This window comes from Hyphomicrobium sp. CS1BSMeth3, assembly GCF_900117415.1.
Classification (GTDB): Bacteria; Pseudomonadota; Alphaproteobacteria; order Rhizobiales; family Hyphomicrobiaceae.
On sequence record NZ_FPEI01000002.1, the window covers coordinates 21735 to 40438 of the forward strand.

An 18704-nucleotide genomic window follows, 5' to 3' on the forward strand; every position below is an offset into this window, starting at 1 on the left:
GCGCCACGAATTCTTGGCGACATTGGCTAGGACTATCTCTGCGTTCGGGCAGCAGGTGGAACATCACGCCAAGCCTCCAGCGACACAGCCCCATCCTCCGCCATCCAGCCGGCAATGCGGCGCGCGATCTCGGCTTCGCCGTGCTCGGGCGGCAGTAGCCCGTAGTGGCGCGCGAGCCGGGTCAGCGCGGTTCTCAGCAGCATCTTGCCGGAGCGCATGGGCAGGCCGTTCGTGCGCTCGATGTCATCGAGACCGAGCATGTGACCGCACACATCGATGAGTGGTCCGGCGAACTCGGGGCCAACAGCCCTGAGCGCACGCTCGACACGGACTTTCGCCGCGATAACCGTATCAGCAATGTCGATGCCAGCGCCGGGCGACGCACGGCGACTGCCTGCATCGCCGGGAACGCCGGTCCACACCGACGTCACGCGCGGCGTCATGCGCGCCCGCCAGAGATCGCCGGCGAGACGTTCGCCGGCCGCAAGCTGCTCGGCGCTGATGAGGGGCTGGCCATCCTTGTCGCGGCGGCTGTGCAGCCAGGCGAGTGAACCACCCGCATCACGCGAAGCCCCATGATGGACGTCGCGTGATTTTTCCGCAGGCCGGCGCGCGACGGGCAGCGACAGCGCGCGACCACTCGATTGCGGCGACGCTGCCGCACGCGCTGCAACGCCTGACGCGCGGGCGGCGCGCACGACCGCAGCACCAGCGCGCGTGATCTTCCAGCCCCAGCCGTCACCCGCGGCCTCGATCCAGCCCTGTGACGCAGCAGCTTCGGCATCCTCAGGCGCGAAGGCTGCGGACGGCGTCGCCACATCCGCACGGCTCGAGACGACGATCGCAACCGGATCCTCGGGATTGCCGGATGCCATCAGAACCGCACCCGGCCGGGCCAGCGCCGAGAGAAGCGGCAGGCATCGCGAACGAAGCCTCTCGTCCGATGGCGCCGCCGCCACCGGCAATTTCGCAGCATTGGTCATGGCAATCACTCCGCGTGGAGGTCCGGACGCATGGCGTCGACAGAGGCGAGATGCTTGGCAATGGCTTCGAGCAATTCGAGCGTGCGGTCGAAATCGGGATTGTCGCGCGCATCCTCGACGAGGGCGCAAGCATGAGCGACGGTGGTCCGGTCGCGGCCAAAGGCCCGGCCGACCGTCGTCAGCGTCAGGCCGAACGTGACGTGAGCGAGGTACATGGCCACCTGCCGGGCGAAGGCCACACGCGAGCTGCCCCGCGTTGGATGGCCGAGAAGCCCCTTATCAATTCGGTAGACCACCGCGACGGCCTCCCGGACCGAGCGCACCTTGGTCTCCAGCGCGCTCTGCGCCCCGTGTTCCGATCGATCTACATGCCGGCCCGAGTACAGGATCGGCCCGGGCGCCTCTATTGCTATTGAGGTCATAAGCCGGCTACCTCCGTTGGCTGCGCATCCTCGATTCAACTTTTGTTAGTAGGAACAAATGCCTACGCTGCCCGTAGTGTACGGACGGAATAATTGAACGGGGATAACTCACGGATTGGAACCAGCGGATGTGGTTTCGGCCGGGTTTTCTCGAAGGCAGCACGAGCCACGGGCTCGGGAGCTGTGCGGGGCGGGGGAACGTCGGGTGGACAGTATTTCGGCGCCTCGCTAAGAAGTGAAGGGAGGCCTTTCAGCACGGCGCAGATACGTCGGGGCACCCGCCCGTGGGCGGGCCAGCTCGGCTTGTATGCGCTGCGGTTCGGCGGCCGGCCCGAGAATGTGCCTTGAGCCTTGACCGCAGCGCCTTCGAGCGCGCGCTCTGTGCAGGCTCTTGCCCAAGAGAAACTATTCAGGTGCGCTTTCCCGCGCCCCATCGATGCGAGCCCGCGACATGACCGGCGTCAACCAGATCCGCTCCACGTTCGTCGACTTCTTTGCCAAGAACGGCCACGAGCATGTGCCCTCGTCGTCGCTCGTCCCGCGCAACGACCCGACACTGATGTTCACGACCGCCGGCATGGTGCAGTTCAAGAACATCTTCACGGGTGCCGAGACGCGGCCCTACAAGCGCGCGGTCACCTCGCAGAAGTGCGTGCGTGCCGGCGGCAAGCACAATGATCTCGACAACGTCGGCTACACCGCGCGTCACCACACGTTCTTCGAGATGCTCGGCAATTTCTCGTTCGGCGACTACTTCAAGGAGCTCGCGATCGAGCTTGCCTGGAACCTCGTGACGAAAGAGTACGGGCTCGACAAGAAGAAGCTCTACATCACCGTCTATCACACGGACGACGAGGCCTTCGGCATCTGGAAGAAGCTCACGGGCTTTGCCGACGAGAAGATCATCCGCATCCCGACCTCGGACAACTTCTGGGCCATGGGCGATACCGGCCCGTGCGGTCCCTGCTCGGAAATCTTCTTCGATCATGGGCCGAAAATTCCAGGCGGCCCTCCAGGCTCGGCGGAAGCGGATGGCGACCGCTTCATCGAGATCTGGAATCTCGTCTTCATGCAGTACGAGACGCTCGAAGGCGGCGAGCGCATCGACCTGCCGAAGCCCTCGATCGATACGGGCATGGGCCTCGAGCGCATCTCGGCCGTGCTGCAAGGCACGCACGACAACTACGAGATCGACCTCTTCAAGGCGCTGATCGCGGCGTCGGAAGAGGCGACCGGCGTCAAGGCCACGGGCGAGCACAAGGCCTCGCATCGCGTGATCGCCGACCACCTGCGCGCGACGAGCTTCCTCATTGCGGACGGCGTGCTGCCTTCGAACGAGGGGCGCGGCTACGTGCTCCGCCGCATCATGCGCCGCGCCATGCGCCATGCGCACCTGCTCGGCGCGCGCGAGCCGCTCATGTACCGCCTCGTGCCGGCGCTCGTGCGCCAGATGGGCGATACCTACACCGAGCTCGTCCGCGCGCAGCCGCTCATCACCGAGACGCTCAAGCACGAGGAGACGCGCTTCAGGAAGACGCTGGAGCGCGGCCTCGTGCTGCTCGACGAGGAGACATCGGGCCTCAAGAAGGGCGCGACCTTCTCCGGCGCGACTGCTTTCAAGCTCTACGACACCTATGGCTTCCCGCTCGATCTGACGCAGGACGCACTGCGCGCGCGCGGCATCGAGGTGGATACGGCCGGCTTCAGCAAGGCCATGGAGCACCAGAAGGAGGAAGCACGGCGCGCCTGGAAGGGCTCGGGCGAAGCAGCGACCGAAACCATCTGGTTCGAAGTGCGCGAGCAGGTCGGGCCGACGGAATTCCTCGGCTATGAGACCGAAACGGCGGAAGGCGTCGTCAAGACCGTGATCGCCGGCGGCAAAACCGCGGCGGCCCTCAAGATGGGCGAAGAGGGCGCGCTCGTCCTCAACCAGACGCCCTTCTATGGCGAGTCGGGCGGCCAGGTCGGCGACCAGGGCGTGATCAAGGGGCCGAAGGGCGCGATCTTCCGCGTGACCGATACGCAGAAGAAAGTCGGCGATCTCTTCGTGCATTTGGGCGTCGTCGAGAGCGGATCATTCGCGACCGGCGATGCAGTCGAGCTCGTCGTCGATCATGGACGCCGCTCGGCGACACGGTCCAATCACTCCGCGACGCACCTCCTGCATGAGGCGCTGCGCGAGGTCCTCGGCACGCACGTCGCGCAGAAGGGCTCGCTCGTCTCGCCTGATCGCCTGCGCTTCGACTTCTCCCACACGAAGCCGATGTCGCCGGAGGAAGTGGCGCGGGTCGAGGAGATCGCGAACACGATCATTGCGCAGAACGCGCCCGTGGAGACGCGGCTCATGGGGCTCGAGGACGCCATGCAGTCCGGCGCCATGGCCCTTTTCGGCGAGAAGTACGGCGATGAGGTGCGCGTCGTCTCCATGGGGCTGCCGCAAGCGGGGTCGAACAAGGCCTGGTCGGTGGAGCTTTGCGGCGGCACGCACGTATCGCGCACGGGCGACATCGGCCTCGTCCACGTCATTGCCGAAAGCGCGAGCGCGGCAGGCGTTCGCCGTATCGAGGCGCTGACCGGAGATGGCGCGCGGGCCTATCTCGTCGCCCAGGAGGCGCGGGTGCGGGAGCTTGCCAGCCTGCTGCGCACGAAACCCGAGGATGTCGTCGACCGCGTTAAGCAGATTGTCGAGGAGCGCCGCCAGTTCGAGCGCCAGCTCGCCGATGCCAAGCGCCAGATCGCCCTTGGCGGCGGGGGCAATGGTGCCGCGGGTGCCGAAGCGCCACAGGCCATTCGCACGATCGGCCAGGTGAAGATGCTCGCGCGCACGGTTCAGGGGCTCAACCCGAAGGATCTGCGCGGGCTCGTCGACGACGGCAAGAAGCAGGTCGGCTCCGGGATCGTCGCCATCGTCGGCATCACGGAGGACGGCAAGGCCGGTCTCGCCGTCGGCGTCACCGACGATCTCACCAAATCGCACAGTGCCGTCGAGCTCGTGAAGGTCGGCGCGGCCGCACTCGGCGGCAAGGGCGGCGGCGGTCGGCCGGACATGGCGCAGGCCGGTGGCCCCGACGGCTCGAAGGCGGCGGATGCGCTGAGCGCAATCGAAAAGGCGCTCGCCGGTTAAGGACGAGCGCCACTTTCCTGAACACGCAGAAAAACGCGCGCGCGTGCGGCATCCCCGATGCCGGACCGCGCCGTTTCGCGTTTAGTGCCAGGGATTTCGGATCAGTGGATTTCGGATCAGTTCTTGGGGGCGGGCGCAGAAGGCGCCGGGCCGCCGGGGCCGGGTGCTGCTGGCGGTGCCGGCGAGGCCCCGCCACCACTACCCGGCCTGTCGGGTGAATCGGGACCGTCGTAGTAGAGGAACCCGTCCTCTATGGCCACGATGTCCTCGGCCTCCACCTCGTACTCGTCTTCCTCGCCATCGTTGAGGCGAACGATGCACCCCTTCATGCAGACCTTGTCGAGCACCCCCATCGGCGGGATCGTATGCTCGGCGGTGGTCCCGCCCTCGGTGATCGTAACCTTGACGTCTTTGGTGTCGCGATTGGTGATGCTGGCGGCTTCGGCAGCGATGCTGCTCATGAGCAGCGCTGCCGCGCCAGACATCGAGACAAACCTCGATGGCATTTAGTGTCGCTCCGTTGCGTTAAGACAACGGAGATAGTCTTACCGCTTTGCGGCTTTCTTCGCACGCTTCACGGCGACCTTCTTGCCCGCCTTCTTGGCCGGCTTCTTGGCGGGCTTCTTCGCCGCCTTCTTCGCTACCTTCTTCGCAGCGGACTTCTTCTTTGCGCTCTTCGTCGCGACTTTCTTCGCCGCAGCCTTCTTCGCTCTCATTGCCATTTGAAAGGCTCCTTTCCAGCTATTCAACTTGTAGTGTGGTGCCGATGCATCATCTAATGTGTGCAATGAATGAACATCGCAAACGCAAAATTTCGCTGTCATCTATCGATCATTTCGATACATCACGTCGATCGACATCACTTGAGCGAGATCACACACCATGGACATCGCGCTCGCACGCACCTTTCTGATGATCGCTGAAACCGGCAGTTTCATTGAAGCTGCGCGCCGCATGAACATCACGCAATCGACTGTCTCGTCGCGCGTGCGCAACTTGGAATCGCTGCTTGGCCGTCAGCTCTTCGAGCGTTCGAAGGTCGGCGCGCAGATCACGCCGGCCGGCGAACAGTTCCAGAAACACGCACTCGCCATGGTGCGTGTATGGCAACAAGCCCAGCTAGATGTGGGTTTTTCGGGCCAACACGACCAGCATCTCGCAGTCGGCGCAGAAGCGGCGCTGTGGCAGGGACTGCTCATCTCCTGGATCGCAAACCTCAAGGCCGACTACCCCGAGCTCGCGCTCACGGCGGTCACCGATACGGGGCCGATGCTCACGCAACGCCTGCTCGATGGCACGCTCGACGTTGCCGTCGTTTACCAGCCGCTGCAGTCGCCGGGGCTTCTGATCGAGCATCTCTTCGAGGAAGAACTCGTGCTCGTGTCGGGTGGAAGAGGCGACGCGCGACGGCGAACGGACGACTACATTCTTGTGGATTGGGGCCCGGACTTCCGCGAAGACCACGCCATTGCCTTCCCAAAACGGGCCGGCGCGCGACTCACTCTCGACATCGGACCGCTCGCCATCGACTACGTTCTCAACAGCGAAGGCTCGGGCTATCTGCCCTATCGTCTCGTGCGCGGACACCTCTCGCGCGGGCGCCTGAAGCTCGTCGCGCGTGCCCGCCGCTTCAGTGTGCCGGTGGGGGCCCTCTATCCCGAAGCGCGAGAGGAATCCGAGTTCGCCCCCATCCTCGACAGCCTTCGCGCCCGCGTCGCCCGGCTTGCTTGATCATTGTCCACTAAGCTGCGCCACGTCCTGCTCGCTCAAACCACAAACAAACGAGGAACGTCCCAATGACAGCGCTTACGCCCGAGAACCGCGAGAAGCTCAGGAAGATCAGCGTCGCCACGATCACGACGGCGCTCTTCAAGCGCAACCTCCGCAATCAGTTCATCCAGGATGTGCGCCCGGTCGGCACAAAGGCGCCGCAGATGGTCGGCGAGGCCTACACACTGCGCTACATTCCGGCGCGCGAGGATCTCGACCACATCGGCGTCTTCGAGGACCGCTCACACCCGCAGCGCCGCACGATCGAGGAGTGCCCGCCGGGTCACGTGCTCGTGATCGACAGTCGCAAGGATGCAAGGGCAGCTTCCGCAGGCGGCATCTTGGTCACGCGGCTCATGATGCGCGGCGCGGCCGGCATCGTTACGGACGGCGGCTTTCGCGATTGTCCCGAGATCGCCGAGATGGCCTTCCCCGTGTATCAGAACCGCCCCGCACCTCCGACCAACCTCACGCGCCAGCGCGCCGTCGACATCAACGTGCCGATCGGCTGCGGCGATGCGCCCGTCTTTCCCGGGGACATCATCGTGGGTGATGGCGAAGGCGTGGTGGTCATCCCCGCGCATCTTGCCAACGAGATCGCCGAGGAGGGCCACGAGATGACGGCCTACGAGGACTTCGTCATGGAGAAGGTGCGCGAAGGGCGCGGCATCTTCGGTCTCTATCCTGGCGGGCCGGAGACCAAGGCCGAGTTCGCCGCGTGGCGCAAGGCGAACGGGCGCTGAGAGCAGGAAGAGACCAATGGCCGAGCAAACTTCCGGAGCTGGGCTTGTCCAGGGCGTACCGCCAGCCGAACGCGCGCCCCGCGCCGTCGCGGACCTCTATCATGCCTATTTCACCGGCCTGATCCTGACGCTCGTCAGCCGGCGCGGCAGCGGCGATGCGGCGCGCTGGATGCACGCCGTGTTCCGCCATCAGCATCACGAGAAATTCCTCTCGAGCTTCGAGAAGCTTGGCCTCTCCGGGATGCCGCACGCGGTGGCCTGCGCGGCTTATCATTACCTCTCGAACAGCATTGGCGGCGTCGGCGTCGAGTTCATGAAGGAGAGCGACCGCAAGGCGTGGGTACGTTTTGTTCCGCCGCGCTGGATCTACATGGGCGCGGCCATCTGCGGTGTGCCGAGCGAGGTCTCGCGCGGCTTTCTCACCGGCTGGTACGCGCAGAACGGTGTGTCGCTGAAGAACCCGCGGCTTGGGTTCGTGTGCACGGCGCAGACGGTCGATGGCCAGCACGGGCTCGCCGGCTACTTCATGGAGTACGACCACGATCTCGCCCCCGAGGAGCGGCTCGTCTTCCGTCCGGGCGAGATACCGCCGCCCTTCGATCCTGATGCGGCGCCGCGCCTCCCCGCAGGCGATTGGACATCCGAGCGCCTAGCGCGCGCCTATCGCAACTACGCCATGGAGTACGTCCGCTCGGGCCTGCCGCGGCTCATGGAGCTGTTCGGCGAGACCGAAGGTGCGCACCTCGGCCACCTCACCGGCCGCATGATTGGCGCACAGTTGTATAAGGACATCGCGAACGCGGCCGGCGTTCAGAACGATGATGCCGAAGCGCTGGCGCAGCTCCTGGCGTGGATTGCAGAGGGCGAAGGCGACAGCGCGAGCATCACGCGCGATGGCGACAGCGTGCTGCTCTCACGTACGGGCTGGCGGCTCATGCGCGGTATCGCCAATCCTTCTCAAGGCGTGCTCGAAGCCTGGAACGGCCTCATCGAGGGCCTCGCCATGGTGCACAATCGCTTCCTGACGATTGATCTCATCGCCCGCGTCGATCACGGCGCGCCGCAGACCGTCTGGCGCATTCAGCAGCGGCCGCACGGAGCGATCGTGATCGCGTAATCGCCGCCGGCAGTCCCGAGCCATGCGGCAGTGATCCGCGCGGGCCCGCCAATTGGCACTTGTCGCACCCGCCAGCGAGCGCTTACTCACTTCAGCAACAAAACAAGAGAGGAGCCGCCCGCCATGCCGGAGTTCCGCTTCGAGCCGGTGGACATGCCGCCGGCCGCAACGCATCTCAGAGCCGAGGTGCGCGCCTTCCTCGATGAGGAGAAGGCCAAGGGCACCTTCACGCCGACCGTCGGCGCCATGGTCGCGGCCGATCCTTCCTTCAGCGCACGGCTTGGCGCCCGCGGCTATCTTGGTATGACATGGCCCAAAGAGTACGGCGGGCACGAGCGCTCGGCACTGGAGCGCTACGTCGTCGTCGAGGAGTTGCTGGCGGCCGGATCGCCCGTCATGGCGCACTGGATTGCCGACCGCCAGAGCGGCCCGCAGATCCGCAAGCATGGCGCCGAGCGCGTGAAGAAGATGATCCTGCCCGAGATCGCGGCGGGCCGCTGCTTCTTCGCCATCGGCATGAGCGAGCCGGATACGGGCTCGGACCTCGCCAGCGTCAAGACGCGCGCCGTGCCCGTCGAGGGCGGCTTCCGCGTCACGGGCCGCAAGGTGTGGACGAGCTACGCGCACATGGCGCACTACGTCATTGCCCTCGTACGCACGGGCGGGCGTCCCGAGGACCGCCACGTCGGCCTCACGCAGCTCATCATCGACATGAAATCGCCGGGCATCGAGGTGCGCCCGATCATCAACGTCTACGGCTCGCACGAGTTCAACGAGGTGACCTTCGACGATGTGTTCGTGCCGGAGGACATGAGCGTCGGCGGCATCGGCAATGGCTGGGCCATGGTGACCTCGGAGCTGGCCTTCGAGCGCTCGGGGCCGGACCGCTTCATGTCGACCTATCCCCTGCTCGTCGAAGCCTTTCGCGAGATCGGCGAGAGCCCGAATGCGAGCGAGGCCGCGGAGCTTGGCCGCCTCGTCGCGCATCTGGCGACGCTCCGGCGCATGTCGACCTCCATTGCGGGAATGCTCAACGAGGGCAAATCGCCGGTCACGGAGGCGGCGCTCGTGAAGGACCTCGGCACGACCTTCGAGCAGTCCATCCCCGAGATCACGCGGCGATTGCTGCCGCTCGAGCCGCGCGGTGGCGGCAACGGACAGGTCTATGACGGCCTTCAGCAGCTCGCGCAGATGCAGGCGCCCTGCTACTCGATCCGCGGCGGCACGCGCGAAATTCTGCGCGGCATGATTGCACGGGGGCTCGGCCTCAGATGAGCAACGAAACCGAAGACGGCGTGCGCGACCTCATGCTGCGGTCACTGGATCGCATCGTGGAGGAAAAGGCCGAGGGTGCGGCGCAGAAAGCCGATGGCAAGCCGGGTTTTCCGGCGGCCCTGTGGACGGCACTCGAAGAAGCGGGGATGACCGCGCTCGGCGAGGAGAACGAGGGTGATCTCGGGCTTGGCAATGCCGCGGCGCTCATCGAGCGGGCGGCCTACCACACGCTGCCCGTGCCGCTCGCCGAGACCATCCTGGCCCGCCGGCTGCTCGCCAAGGCAGGTATCGATATTCCCGATGGTGCCCTCTCTGTGGCGCCGCCATCGGCCAATCGCGATGGCAAGGCCGCAGGCGTGCCCTGGGCGGGCTCGGTGGCGGGCGTGGTCGTGGTGACCAGCCCCGATACGCTCGCCCTGGTCGATGCGCGTGGGGCGTCGTCGCCGGGCTTCAACATGGCCGGCGAGCCGCGTCAGACCATCGATCTCGCCCGCGCCAAGGTCGTGGCTTCGGCCAAGCTCGCCGAGGCGGCCAAAATTGCGGAAGCCGAGGGCGCACTGATCCGCGCCGTGCAGATGTCGGGCGCCATGTCGCGCGTGCTGGAGCACGGGCTCACCTGGGCCAATGACCGCGTCCAGTTCGGCCGGCCCATTGCCCGCTTCCAGGCCATCCAGCATCTCATGGCGGAGCTCGCCGCCGAAGGCGCCGCGGGCAGCGCATCGGCCCTCATGGCCGTCGAAGCCATGGCCGAGCGCGGCGATCGTCTCTCTGCTGCCATTGCCAAGGCGCGCACGGGCGAGGCGGCGGGTCGCGTGTGTGCCATCGCGCACGAGGTGTTCGGCGCCATGGGCTTCACGCAGGAGCATACGCTCCACTATGCGACGCGGCGGCTCTGGAGCTGGCGCAACGAGTTCGGCTCCGAGGTGCAGTGGCAGGCGGAGATCGGGCGCACGATCGCGGCCGGCGGTGCCGATAATCTCTGGGCGACGCTGACGGCGCATGGCTGACGGGCGCTCGGCCGTCCTTGTACGGCCGAGAAAGCCCTTGCGCGAGCCGACCACGGCCCGCCAACTTAGACATATGAAATGACGTGGTTCACGCCCACGAGAGGCGAAGGCATACGCGCGGGAGGAAAAGAAACATGAAAGTTCTCATCATCGGCGGCGCCGGCATGGTCGGGCGCAAGCTCGCGGAACGCCTTGCCAAGGAGGGCAAGCTCGGCAGCAAGGCCATTTCCTCGCTCGCGCTCTATGATGTCGTGCCACCGCAGAAGCCGGCCGGCGCCTCATTCCCAGTCGAGATCTCGACCGGCGATCTTCCCGCGCCCGGCGAGACCGACAAGCTCGTCGCCGGCAGGCCTGATGTGATCTTCCATCTGGCCGCGATCGTCTCCGGCGAGGCCGAGCAGGACTTCGACAAGGGCTATCGCATCAATCTGCAGGGCACCATGAACCTGCTCGACAGCGTGCGCCGCGCCGGCAACAAGCCGCGCCTCGTCTTCACGAGCTCGATCGCGGTGTTCGGTGCGCCCTTCCCGGAGAAGATCGGCGACGAGTTCTTCCAGACGCCGCTCACGTCCTACGGCACGCAGAAGGCCATCGGCGAGCTTCTGATTTCAGACTACACGCGCAAAGGCCTCCTCGACGGCGTCTCGATCCGCCTGCCGACCATATGCGTGCGCCCGGGCGCGCCGAACAAGGCGGCTTCCGGCTTCTTCTCGAACATCATGCGCGAGCCGCTGGCCGGCAAGGAAGCCGTGCTTCCCGTCTCCGAGGACGTGCGCCATTGGCACGCCTCGCCGCGCGCCGCGACGGGCTTCCTGATCCATGCCGCCACCATCGACGGCGAGAAGCTTGGAGCCCGCCGCGCGCTCTCCATGCCCGGCCTTTCCGTCACGGTCGGTGAGCAGATCGAGGCCTTGCGCAAAGTGGCCGGCGACAAGGTCGTCGCGCGCATCAAGCGTGAGCCGGATGCCTTCATCCAGGGCATTGTCGCGGGCTGGCCGCGCAATTTCGATACGCGCCGCGCGCTCGAGCTCGGCTTCAAGCCCGATGCGAGCTTCGAGGAGATCATCCGCATTCACATAGAGGACGAACTCGGCGGCAAGATCGCCTGAACGATCATCCGCGCCACACGAAAACAAGAGACCGAGGACGAGATCATGAGCAACAAGCTGCAGGCCCTGCTGTATCTGTCGAACCCCAAGCCGTACCTGGAAAGGCTCGCTGCGGACGGGCTCAACGAGCGCGTCGACTTCAAAGTGATCGCCGCCGGCGAACAGGCAACGGACGACGATCTTGCAAAAGCCGAGATCCTTTTCGCACCGGGCGTGCCGCCGGGCACGCTCTCGAAAATGCCGCGCCTCAAGGTCATTCAGTCGCTCACGGCGGGCGTCGATCATTGGCTCGCGCGCAAGGATCTGAAGCCGGAGCACACGCTGATCGCCGCGCGTGGCACGCATCGCATCCAGGTGCCCGAGAACATTCTCGGCGCGCTCTTCCACATCACCAAACGCTATCATCAGATCGCGCTCAATCAGGCCGAGAGCCACTGGCAGCGCAGCGTCTCCGATACGCTTGCCGGCAAGACGCTCGGTATTCTGGGTCTCGGCGCCATCGGCCAGCAGCTCGCGATGAAGGCCTCGGCCCTCGAGATGCGCGTCATCGGCACGAAGCGGACGCCTGAGCCTGTTACGGGCGTCGATAAGGTCTATGGCTTCAATGAAACCGATAAGGTGCTGGCCGAAAGCGACTATGTCGTCGTCCTGCTGCCAGTGACGCCGCTCACCGAGAATTTCTTGAACACGACGCAAATTGCAAAGATGAAGCCGAGCGCCTGGCTCATCAACTTCGCGCGCGGCGCCATCATCGTCGACGACGACCTCATTGCGGCGGTGAAGGCGAAGACGATCGCGGGTGCTGTACTGGATGTGTTCCGCACCGAGCCGCTGCCGCCCGAACATCCCTTCTGGAAAACGCCGGGGATCTCGGTGCTCCCGCACATCGGTGGCTATCATCCGCAACGCGATAGCTGGGTCGCCGAGCTGCTCGCGGACAACATTCGCCGGCATCTGGATGGCCAACCGCTGCGTGAAGTCGTCGACCGCGAACGGGGTTATTGAGTATCGCCGTCGCGGGCCGAATGGGCGCACAAATGGCGGCGAAGTGTCGCGTCGCGAGACATGCCTAATTTGCGCCCCGATGCGGCAAGACGGCACCGAAAGCGAGCGTTGATGTGGCCGCCGGGCCGTGCTAGACGAACGGCCGTCTTTCTGAACATGGCGCCGCCGGTATTGCAGCCGCGTGGGCGCCGTGGTCTATCCCCACGCATGAGGGGCGGCTTTCACCCGACGGGGCCGGCCGCGCATGGGTTCAGCGCCGGTCACGCGGCGCAGATGTTGAGCATTATGAGAGGGGCAGAGCGCGACCAGTGGCCACGGACGACACCATAGCAGGGGGCGTGGCAGGTCGCTACGCATCGGCCCTGTTCGACCTCGCCGAGGAAGCCAATCAGGTCCGGCAGGTAGAGGCGGATCTGAAGTCGCTTCAGAGCCTGCTCGATGAGAGCGCCGACCTCAAGCGCATGGTCAGGAGCCCCGTGTTCTCGAGCGAGGAACAGGGCCGCGCCATTGCCGCCGTTGCAGAGAAGAGCGGTCTCGCGCCGCTCGTCGTGAACTTCCTCAAGGTGCTGGCTCGCAACCGGCGCCTTTTTGCACTCAATGAAATGATCCGCACGTTCCTCGCGCTCGCCGCCCGCCAGCGCGGCGAGGTCAATGCCGAGGTCGCGACCGCCTATCCCCTGAGCGATGAGCAGCTTGCCGCGCTCAAGGAGACGCTCCGTGCCACTGCCGGCAAGGACGTCCAACTGATCACCAAGGTCGACGCAACGCTGCTCGGCGGGCTCATCGTCAAGATGGGCTCGCGCATGATCGACAGCTCGCTTCGCACCAAGCTCACGTCACTCAAGACCGCCATGAAAGAGGTCCGCTGATGGAAATCAAGGCCGCTGAGATCTCCGCGATCCTCAAGGAGCAGATCAAGAATTTCGGCCAGGAGGCGGAAGTCTCCGAAATCGGTCAGGTGCTGTCGGTCGGCGACGGTATTGCCCGCGTCTATGGCCTCGATAACGTCCAGGCCGGTGAAATGGTCGAGTTCCCGGGCGGCATCCGGGGCATGGCGCTGAACCTCGAAGCCGATAACGTCGGCGTCGTTATCTTCGGCGACGACCGCGGCATCAAGGAAGGCGACACCGTCAAGCGGACCGGCGCCATCGTCGAGGTTCCCGTCGGCAAGGGCCTGCTCGGCCGCGTCGTCGACGCGCTCGGCAACCCGATCGACGGCAAGGGTCCGATCAAGGGCGACCACATGGCCCGCGTGGACGTCAAGGCGCCGGGCATCATCCCGCGCAAGTCCGTGCACGAGCCGATGGCGACCGGCCTCAAGGCGATCGACGCCCTGATCCCGATCGGCCGCGGCCAGCGCGAGCTGATCATCGGCGACCGCCAGACCGGCAAGACCGCCGTCGCCCTCGACACGATCCTCAATCAGAAGCCGCTCAACCAGGGCAGTGACGAGAGCCAGAAGCTCTACTGCGTCTATGTCGCCGTCGGCCAGAAGCGCTCGACGGTCGCCCAGTTCGTGAAGGCGCTCGAGGAGAACGGCGCGCTCGACTACTCGATCGTCGTCGCCGCCACGGCCTCCGACCCGGCACCGATGCAGTTCCTGGCGCCGTTCGCCGGCTGCGCCATGGGCGAGTACTTCCGCGATAACGCCATGCACGCGGTCATCATCTACGACGACCTCTCCAAGCAGGCCGTCGCCTACCGCCAGATGTCGCTCCTGCTCCGCCGCCCGCCGGGCCGCGAAGCCTACCCGGGCGACGTCTTCTATCTCCACTCGCGCCTCCTCGAGCGCGCCGCCAAGATGGGCGACGCCGCCGGCAAGGGCTCGCTCACCGCGCTCCCGGTCATCGAGACGCAGGCCAACGACGTGTCGGCCTACATTCCGACGAACGTCATCTCGATCACCGACGGCCAGATCTTCCTCGAGACGGATCTCTTCTTCCAGGGCATCCGCCCGGCCGTGAACGTCGGTCTCTCGGTGTCGCGCGTCGGCTCCTCGGCCCAGACGAAGGCCATGAAGAAGGTCGCCGGCAAGATCAAGGGCGAGCTCGCGCAGTACCGCGAGATGGCCGCCTTCGCGCAGTTCGGCTCGGACCTCGATGCCGCGACCCAGCGCCTCCTGAACCGCGGCTCGAAGCTCACAGAGCTTCTGAAGCAGCCGCAGTTCTCGCCGCTCAAGATGGAAGAGCAGGTCTGCGTGATCTATGCCGGCGTGAACGGCTACCTCGATCCCATGCCGCTCGCGCAGGTGAAGCCTTTCGAAGAGGCGCTTCTGACAGCGCTGCGCGGGCCGAATGCCGCGATCCTCGACGACATCCGCTCGACGAAGGATCTGTCGAAGGACACCGAGACCAAGCTCAAGGGCGTGGTCGAGAGCGTCGCCAAGCAGTTCGGTTAATGGTGCCCCCGGCCCCAACGGGCCGGGCTCAACTGAGACAGGGCCCAACCAAGACAGGGTAGCCGCGACGTCATGGCATCACTGAAAGACATGCGCACGCGCATCGCCTCGGTCAAGGCGACGCGCAAGATCACCAAGGCCATGCAGATGGTCGCCGCGGCGAAGCTGAGGCGCGCCCAGGAGTCCGCCCAGGCGGCACGTCCCTATGCCCAGCGCATGGACCAGATCCTGGCGAACCTGAACAGCCGCCTCGCCAGCAAGGAGGGGATGTCGCCCCTCCTCGTCGGCACCGGCAAGGAAGACGTGCACCTGCTGATCGTGATGACCGCCGAGCGCGGTCTCTGCGGCGGTTTCAATTCGAACATCGCGCGCCGCGTCCGTCAGGACATCCGGCGCCTCGTCCCGGCCGGCAAGACCGTGAAGATCCTCGCGGTCGGCCGCAAGGGCTTCGACAACCTGCGCCGTGATCACCAAAGGCAGATCGTCGATCGCATCGACCTCAAGGGCGTCAAGCAGCTCGGCTTCGCCAATGCCGAGGAGATCGCCGACAAGGTCATGGCGATGTACGCGGCGGGCGAGTTCGACGTCGCCACGATCTACTACTCCGAGTTCCAGAACGTCATCACGCAGAAGCCGACGGCGCTGCAGATCATCCCGGCCAAGCTTCCCGAAACCGCCGAGGGCACGCAGCCCGGCAAGGCCGAGGCGATCTACGAGTACGAGCCCTCCGAGGAAGAGATCCTCGGCCAGCTCCTCAAGCGCAACATCGCGACGCAGATCTTCCGCGGGCTCCTCGAGAACGCGGCCGGCGAGCAGGGCGCGCGCATGACCGCCATGGACAACGCCACGCGCAATGCCGGCGACATGATCAACAAGCTGACGATCAAGTACAATCGCCAGCGCCAGGCGAACATCACCAAGGAGCTGATCGAGATCATCTCGGGTGCCGAGGCGCTGTAGCGGCCGGCCAATGATGGGTTAGCGCGATGAGTAAATTGGGCGGGTTGATCTGGCTCGGTCGCGACTTGCGGTCCTTCGGAACCGGAGTCATCCCATTCTATGCTGCCCGCTTGTGGGGACGGCCCAGAAGTACGCTTGTGCTGGCCGGAATTGGCGAATTGACCGTACGGACCCGAGATTCGGACATGGACGTCCTTCGGCAGGTCTTCGTGGAGCGCCAGTATGACATCGGCGATGGCGCTCATCGCGAATGGTTGCGCCGGCGCTACGAGCGGATATTGAGTGAGGGGGGAACGCCCATCGTGATCGATGCCGGAGCCAATATAGGGGCAGCCTCGCTCTGGTTCTCGCAGCAGTATCCCTTGGCTCGCGTGATTGCTGTCGAGCCGGATCGGGAGAATGTCGAGATCTGCCGGAAGAACGTCGCAGGACGATCCAACATCGAGGTCCGGCTGGATGCGATCGGAGGGACATCGGGCCGGGTAGCGGTGCTGGCAGTCGACGATGGAATGTCCTGGGGTGTCCAGACGACCCGTGCTGATGCTGCCGTGGCTGAGCATGGCAGCGTCGGCGTCGTTACCGTCGCCGACATCATGAAGGCCGCGGGAGACGGCGCGGAGCTGTTCCTGGTCAAGGTGGATATTGAAGGCTTCGAGGACGACTTGTTCCGCCACAATACAGAGTGGCTCGACGACGTCTCGGCACTCTACATCGAGACCCACGACAGTTTGTTCCCCGGGCAGGGCAAGAGCATTCCGCTGCAGCGCGCGATTTTCGACCAGGGTTTCGAGATCCTGCTGCGCGGCGAGACGATGACCTTTCTCCGCGAGGAAGGAGCGGTCGGCCAGCCGGCGGACATGTAGGTAGAGCACACGGGACCTGTCGATGAGACAGGGTTGATTGGGCATTCGGTCGCCAACGCGATCGACGATAGGTTGAGACGAGGAACACCATGGCATCGAACAAGGTTGGCAAGATCCGGCAGGTGATGGGCGCCGTCGTGGACGTCCAGTTCGAAGGGCATCTCCCGGAGATCCTGAACGCGCTCGAGACGACGAACCAGGGCCAGCGCCTCGTCCTCGAGGTCGCCCAGCATCTCGGCGAGAGCACCGTGCGCACGATCGCCATGGACTCGAGCGAAGGTCTGACGCGCGGCCACGAGGTGACCGATACCGGCCAGCCGATCTCCGTGCCGGTCGGTGACGAGACGCTCGGGCGCATCATGAACGTGATCGGCGAGCCGGTCGACGAAGCCGGCCCCGTCAAGACCACCTCGAAGCGCGCGATCCACCAGCCCGCGCCCATGTTCGCCGAGCAGTCGACCGAAGCCGAGCTGCTCGTCACGGGCATCAAGGTCGTCGACCTGCTGGCGCCCTACGCCAAGGGCGGCAAGGTCGGCCTGTTCGGCGGCGCCGGCGTCGGCAAGACCGTGCTGATCATGGAGCTCATCAACAACGTCGCGAAGGCCCACGGCGGCTACTCGGTGTTCGCCGGCGTCGGCGAGCGTACGCGCGAGGGCAACGACCTCTATCACGAGATGATCGAGTCCAAGGTCAACATCGACCCGAAGGAGAACAACGGGTCGACGGCCGGCTCGAAGTGCGCGCTGGTGTACGGCCAGATGAACGAGCCGCCGGGCGCCCGCATGCGCGTCGCGCTCTCGGGCCTGACGGTCGCCGAGCACTTCCGCGACCAGGGCCAGGACGTGCTCTTCTTCGTCGACAACATCTTCCGCTTTACGCAGGCGGGCTCTGAGGTGTCGGCCCTCCTCGGCCGTATTCCTTCGGCGGTCGGCTACCAGCCGACGCTCGCCACGGACATGGGCGCCCTGCAGGAGCGAATCACCACCACCCAGAAGGGCTCGATCACCTCGGTGCAGGCCATCTACGTGCCCGCCGACGACCTGACCGACCCGGCGCCTGCGACCTCGTTCGCCCACCTTGACGCGACGACCGTGCTCTCGCGCTCGATCGCCGAGAAGGGCATCTACCCGGCCGTGGACCCGCTCGACTCGACCTCGCGCATTCTCGAGCCGCGCGTCGTTGGCGAGGAGCACTACCAGGTGGCCCGCCAGGTCCAGCAGATTCTCCAGAAATACAAGTCCTTGCAGGACATCATCGCCATTCTGGGCATGGACGAGCTCTCCGAGGACGACAAGATGACGGTCGCCCGCGCGCGCAAGATCGAGCGCTTCCTGTCGCAGCCCTTCCACGTCGCCGAGGTCTTCACCGGCTCGCCGGGCGTCCTCGTCTCGATCACAGACACCATCAAGGGCTTCAAGGGCCTGTGCAATGGTGACTACGACCATCTCCCCGAGCAGGCCTTCTATATGGTAGGCACGATCGAGGAGGCGATCGCCAAGGCCGAGAAGCTGGCCGAGGCGGCGTGATCCGGGAACTTGGCAGGGGCAGGGGCTGAGCCACGGGCCACGGTCGGCGCGTCGCGGAGGTCCCATCAGGAGACGGCCACGGCCGCAGAGAGGGGAACGGCATGAGCGACGAATTCGGAACCTGCTGCGCGACGCTCAAAGAGCTGATTTCGACGAAAGAGTTCTCGCCGCTGATCGAGGTGGGTGACGACGGTGTGCTCTATATGTCCGTCGGCATCATGGACAACGGCAAGGAAGACGAAGAAGGCATGGTCGACTATCCGGTTTTCTATTGCCCCTTCTGCGGCACGCAGCTGCAGGAGCAGGACGAAGAGAAGACCTGAGGCGATCACGCACCGCCCCACGGCGCACGAGTAATCGGCGAGCGCTCCCCGAGAGGCTGGCGCTCGCCTCGGTAGCTAG

18 protein-coding genes are annotated in these 18704 nt (G+C 65.4%); 14 read left to right on the plus strand and 4 right to left on the minus strand.

Annotated features, from left to right (window positions below; all coding sequences use genetic code 11):
- Positions 1-32 precede the first annotated feature (32 nt).
- Positions 33-983 (minus strand): DUF6456 domain-containing protein, encoded by a 951-nt coding sequence (locus CS1BSM3_RS00095; RefSeq protein ID WP_083528106.1) that lies wholly within the window; start codon positions 981-983, stop codon positions 33-35.
- 5 nt (positions 984-988) lie between these two features.
- Positions 989-1405, minus strand: a complete 417-nt coding sequence (locus CS1BSM3_RS00100) for a helix-turn-helix domain-containing protein (protein ID WP_083528107.1) — start codon at positions 1403-1405, stop codon at positions 989-991.
- A gap of 451 nt (positions 1406-1856) precedes the next feature.
- Here CS1BSM3_RS00100 and alaS point away from each other — a divergent pair, with 451 nt between their 5' ends.
- On the plus strand, positions 1857-4529 hold the full coding sequence (gene alaS / locus CS1BSM3_RS00105) for an alanine--tRNA ligase (protein WP_072384946.1): 2673 nt from the start codon (positions 1857-1859) through the stop codon (positions 4527-4529).
- Between the two features lie 116 nt (positions 4530-4645).
- Here the strand turns inward: alaS and CS1BSM3_RS00110 are convergent, their stop codons facing one another.
- Positions 4646-5035, minus strand: a complete 390-nt coding sequence (locus CS1BSM3_RS00110; RefSeq protein WP_143149022.1) for a hypothetical protein — start codon at positions 5033-5035, stop codon at positions 4646-4648.
- A gap of 39 nt (positions 5036-5074) precedes the next feature.
- Positions 5075-5251: a hypothetical protein gene (locus CS1BSM3_RS00115; protein WP_210188726.1), complete on the minus strand. Its 177-nt coding sequence runs from the start codon at positions 5249-5251 to the stop codon at positions 5075-5077.
- A gap of 160 nt (positions 5252-5411) precedes the next feature.
- Here CS1BSM3_RS00115 and CS1BSM3_RS00120 point away from each other — a divergent pair, with 160 nt between their 5' ends.
- The 13 genes from CS1BSM3_RS00120 to CS1BSM3_RS00180 all read left to right on the plus strand — a co-directional run bounded on the left by CS1BSM3_RS00120 (position 5412) and on the right by CS1BSM3_RS00180 (position 18625).
- Positions 5412-6260, plus strand: a complete 849-nt coding sequence (locus CS1BSM3_RS00120) for a LysR family transcriptional regulator (RefSeq protein WP_072384948.1) — start codon at positions 5412-5414, stop codon at positions 6258-6260.
- 65 nt (positions 6261-6325) lie between these two features.
- Positions 6326-7042, plus strand: a complete 717-nt coding sequence (locus CS1BSM3_RS00125; protein ID WP_072384949.1) for a ribonuclease activity regulator RraA — start codon at positions 6326-6328, stop codon at positions 7040-7042.
- Positions 7043-7058: 16 nt separating this feature from the next.
- The gene (locus CS1BSM3_RS00130) at positions 7059-8159 is read left to right on the plus strand and encodes a hypothetical protein (RefSeq protein WP_072384950.1); all 1101 of its coding nucleotides are present in this window, start codon (positions 7059-7061) and stop codon (positions 8157-8159) included.
- A gap of 123 nt (positions 8160-8282) precedes the next feature.
- Positions 8283-9434 carry an acyl-CoA dehydrogenase family protein gene (locus CS1BSM3_RS00135; protein ID WP_072384951.1) on the plus strand — a complete coding sequence of 384 codons (1152 nt, stop codon included), beginning with the start codon at positions 8283-8285 and terminating at the stop codon, positions 9432-9434.
- Complete coding sequence (locus CS1BSM3_RS00140) at positions 9431-10441, plus strand: acyl-CoA dehydrogenase family protein (RefSeq protein WP_072384952.1); 1011 nt, start codon at positions 9431-9433, stop codon at positions 10439-10441. Before CS1BSM3_RS00135 ends, CS1BSM3_RS00140 begins: the two co-directional genes overlap by 4 nt.
- A gap of 134 nt (positions 10442-10575) precedes the next feature.
- Positions 10576-11550 carry a D-erythronate dehydrogenase gene (gene denD / locus CS1BSM3_RS00145; protein WP_072384953.1) on the plus strand — a complete coding sequence of 325 codons (975 nt, stop codon included), beginning with the start codon at positions 10576-10578 and terminating at the stop codon, positions 11548-11550.
- Between the two features lie 45 nt (positions 11551-11595).
- A complete protein-coding gene (locus tag CS1BSM3_RS00150; RefSeq protein ID WP_072384954.1) occupies positions 11596-12555 on the plus strand; it encodes a D-2-hydroxyacid dehydrogenase in 960 nt (319 codons plus the stop codon).
- Positions 12556-12863: 308 nt separating this feature from the next.
- Complete coding sequence (locus CS1BSM3_RS00155; RefSeq protein WP_072384955.1) at positions 12864-13424, plus strand: F0F1 ATP synthase subunit delta; 561 nt, start codon at positions 12864-12866, stop codon at positions 13422-13424.
- Positions 13424-14953, plus strand: coding sequence for a F0F1 ATP synthase subunit alpha (atpA, locus tag CS1BSM3_RS00160; RefSeq protein WP_072384956.1), 1530 nt, complete (start codon positions 13424-13426; stop codon positions 14951-14953). Before CS1BSM3_RS00155 ends, atpA begins: the two co-directional genes overlap by 1 nt.
- A gap of 72 nt (positions 14954-15025) precedes the next feature.
- Positions 15026-15913 (plus strand): F0F1 ATP synthase subunit gamma, encoded by an 888-nt coding sequence (locus CS1BSM3_RS00165; protein WP_072384957.1) that lies wholly within the window; start codon positions 15026-15028, stop codon positions 15911-15913.
- Positions 15914-16050: 137 nt separating this feature from the next.
- The gene (locus CS1BSM3_RS00170; protein WP_174263584.1) at positions 16051-16776 is read left to right on the plus strand and encodes an FkbM family methyltransferase; all 726 of its coding nucleotides are present in this window, start codon (positions 16051-16053) and stop codon (positions 16774-16776) included.
- Positions 16777-16865: 89 nt separating this feature from the next.
- Positions 16866-18302, plus strand: coding sequence for a F0F1 ATP synthase subunit beta (atpD, locus tag CS1BSM3_RS00175; protein WP_072384959.1), 1437 nt, complete (start codon positions 16866-16868; stop codon positions 18300-18302).
- A 101-nt stretch (positions 18303-18403) separates the two neighbouring features.
- On the plus strand, positions 18404-18625 hold the full coding sequence (locus CS1BSM3_RS00180) for a hypothetical protein (protein ID WP_072384960.1): 222 nt from the start codon (positions 18404-18406) through the stop codon (positions 18623-18625).
- Positions 18626-18704 lie beyond the last annotated feature (79 nt).

What these genes read in the sequence shown, in the direction of transcription:
- CS1BSM3_RS00095 (WP_083528106.1), bottom strand. Translation starts at nt 983, where the DNA reads ATGACCAATGCTGCGAAATTGCCGGTGGCGGCGGCGCCATCGGACGAG.
- CS1BSM3_RS00100 (WP_083528107.1), bottom strand. Translation starts at nt 1,405, where the DNA reads ATGACCTCAATAGCAATAGAGGCGCCCGGGCCGATCCTGTACTCGGGC.
- alaS (WP_072384946.1), top strand. Translation starts at nt 1,857, where the DNA reads ATGACCGGCGTCAACCAGATCCGCTCCACGTTCGTCGACTTCTTTGCC.
- CS1BSM3_RS00110 (WP_143149022.1), bottom strand. Translation starts at nt 5,035, where the DNA reads ATGCCATCGAGGTTTGTCTCGATGTCTGGCGCGGCAGCGCTGCTCATG.
- CS1BSM3_RS00115 (WP_210188726.1), bottom strand. Translation starts at nt 5,251, where the DNA reads ATGGCAATGAGAGCGAAGAAGGCTGCGGCGAAGAAAGTCGCGACGAAG.
- CS1BSM3_RS00120 (WP_072384948.1), top strand. Translation starts at nt 5,412, where the DNA reads ATGGACATCGCGCTCGCACGCACCTTTCTGATGATCGCTGAAACCGGC.
- CS1BSM3_RS00125 (WP_072384949.1), top strand. Translation starts at nt 6,326, where the DNA reads ATGACAGCGCTTACGCCCGAGAACCGCGAGAAGCTCAGGAAGATCAGC.
- CS1BSM3_RS00130 (WP_072384950.1), top strand. Translation starts at nt 7,059, where the DNA reads ATGGCCGAGCAAACTTCCGGAGCTGGGCTTGTCCAGGGCGTACCGCCA.
- CS1BSM3_RS00135 (WP_072384951.1), top strand. Translation starts at nt 8,283, where the DNA reads ATGCCGGAGTTCCGCTTCGAGCCGGTGGACATGCCGCCGGCCGCAACG.
- CS1BSM3_RS00140 (WP_072384952.1), top strand. Translation starts at nt 9,431, where the DNA reads ATGAGCAACGAAACCGAAGACGGCGTGCGCGACCTCATGCTGCGGTCA.
- denD (WP_072384953.1), top strand. Translation starts at nt 10,576, where the DNA reads ATGAAAGTTCTCATCATCGGCGGCGCCGGCATGGTCGGGCGCAAGCTC.
- CS1BSM3_RS00150 (WP_072384954.1), top strand. Translation starts at nt 11,596, where the DNA reads ATGAGCAACAAGCTGCAGGCCCTGCTGTATCTGTCGAACCCCAAGCCG.
- atpA (WP_072384956.1), top strand. Translation starts at nt 13,424, where the DNA reads ATGGAAATCAAGGCCGCTGAGATCTCCGCGATCCTCAAGGAGCAGATC.
- CS1BSM3_RS00165 (WP_072384957.1), top strand. Translation starts at nt 15,026, where the DNA reads ATGGCATCACTGAAAGACATGCGCACGCGCATCGCCTCGGTCAAGGCG.
- atpD (WP_072384959.1), top strand. Translation starts at nt 16,866, where the DNA reads ATGGCATCGAACAAGGTTGGCAAGATCCGGCAGGTGATGGGCGCCGTC.
- CS1BSM3_RS00180 (WP_072384960.1), top strand. Translation starts at nt 18,404, where the DNA reads ATGAGCGACGAATTCGGAACCTGCTGCGCGACGCTCAAAGAGCTGATT.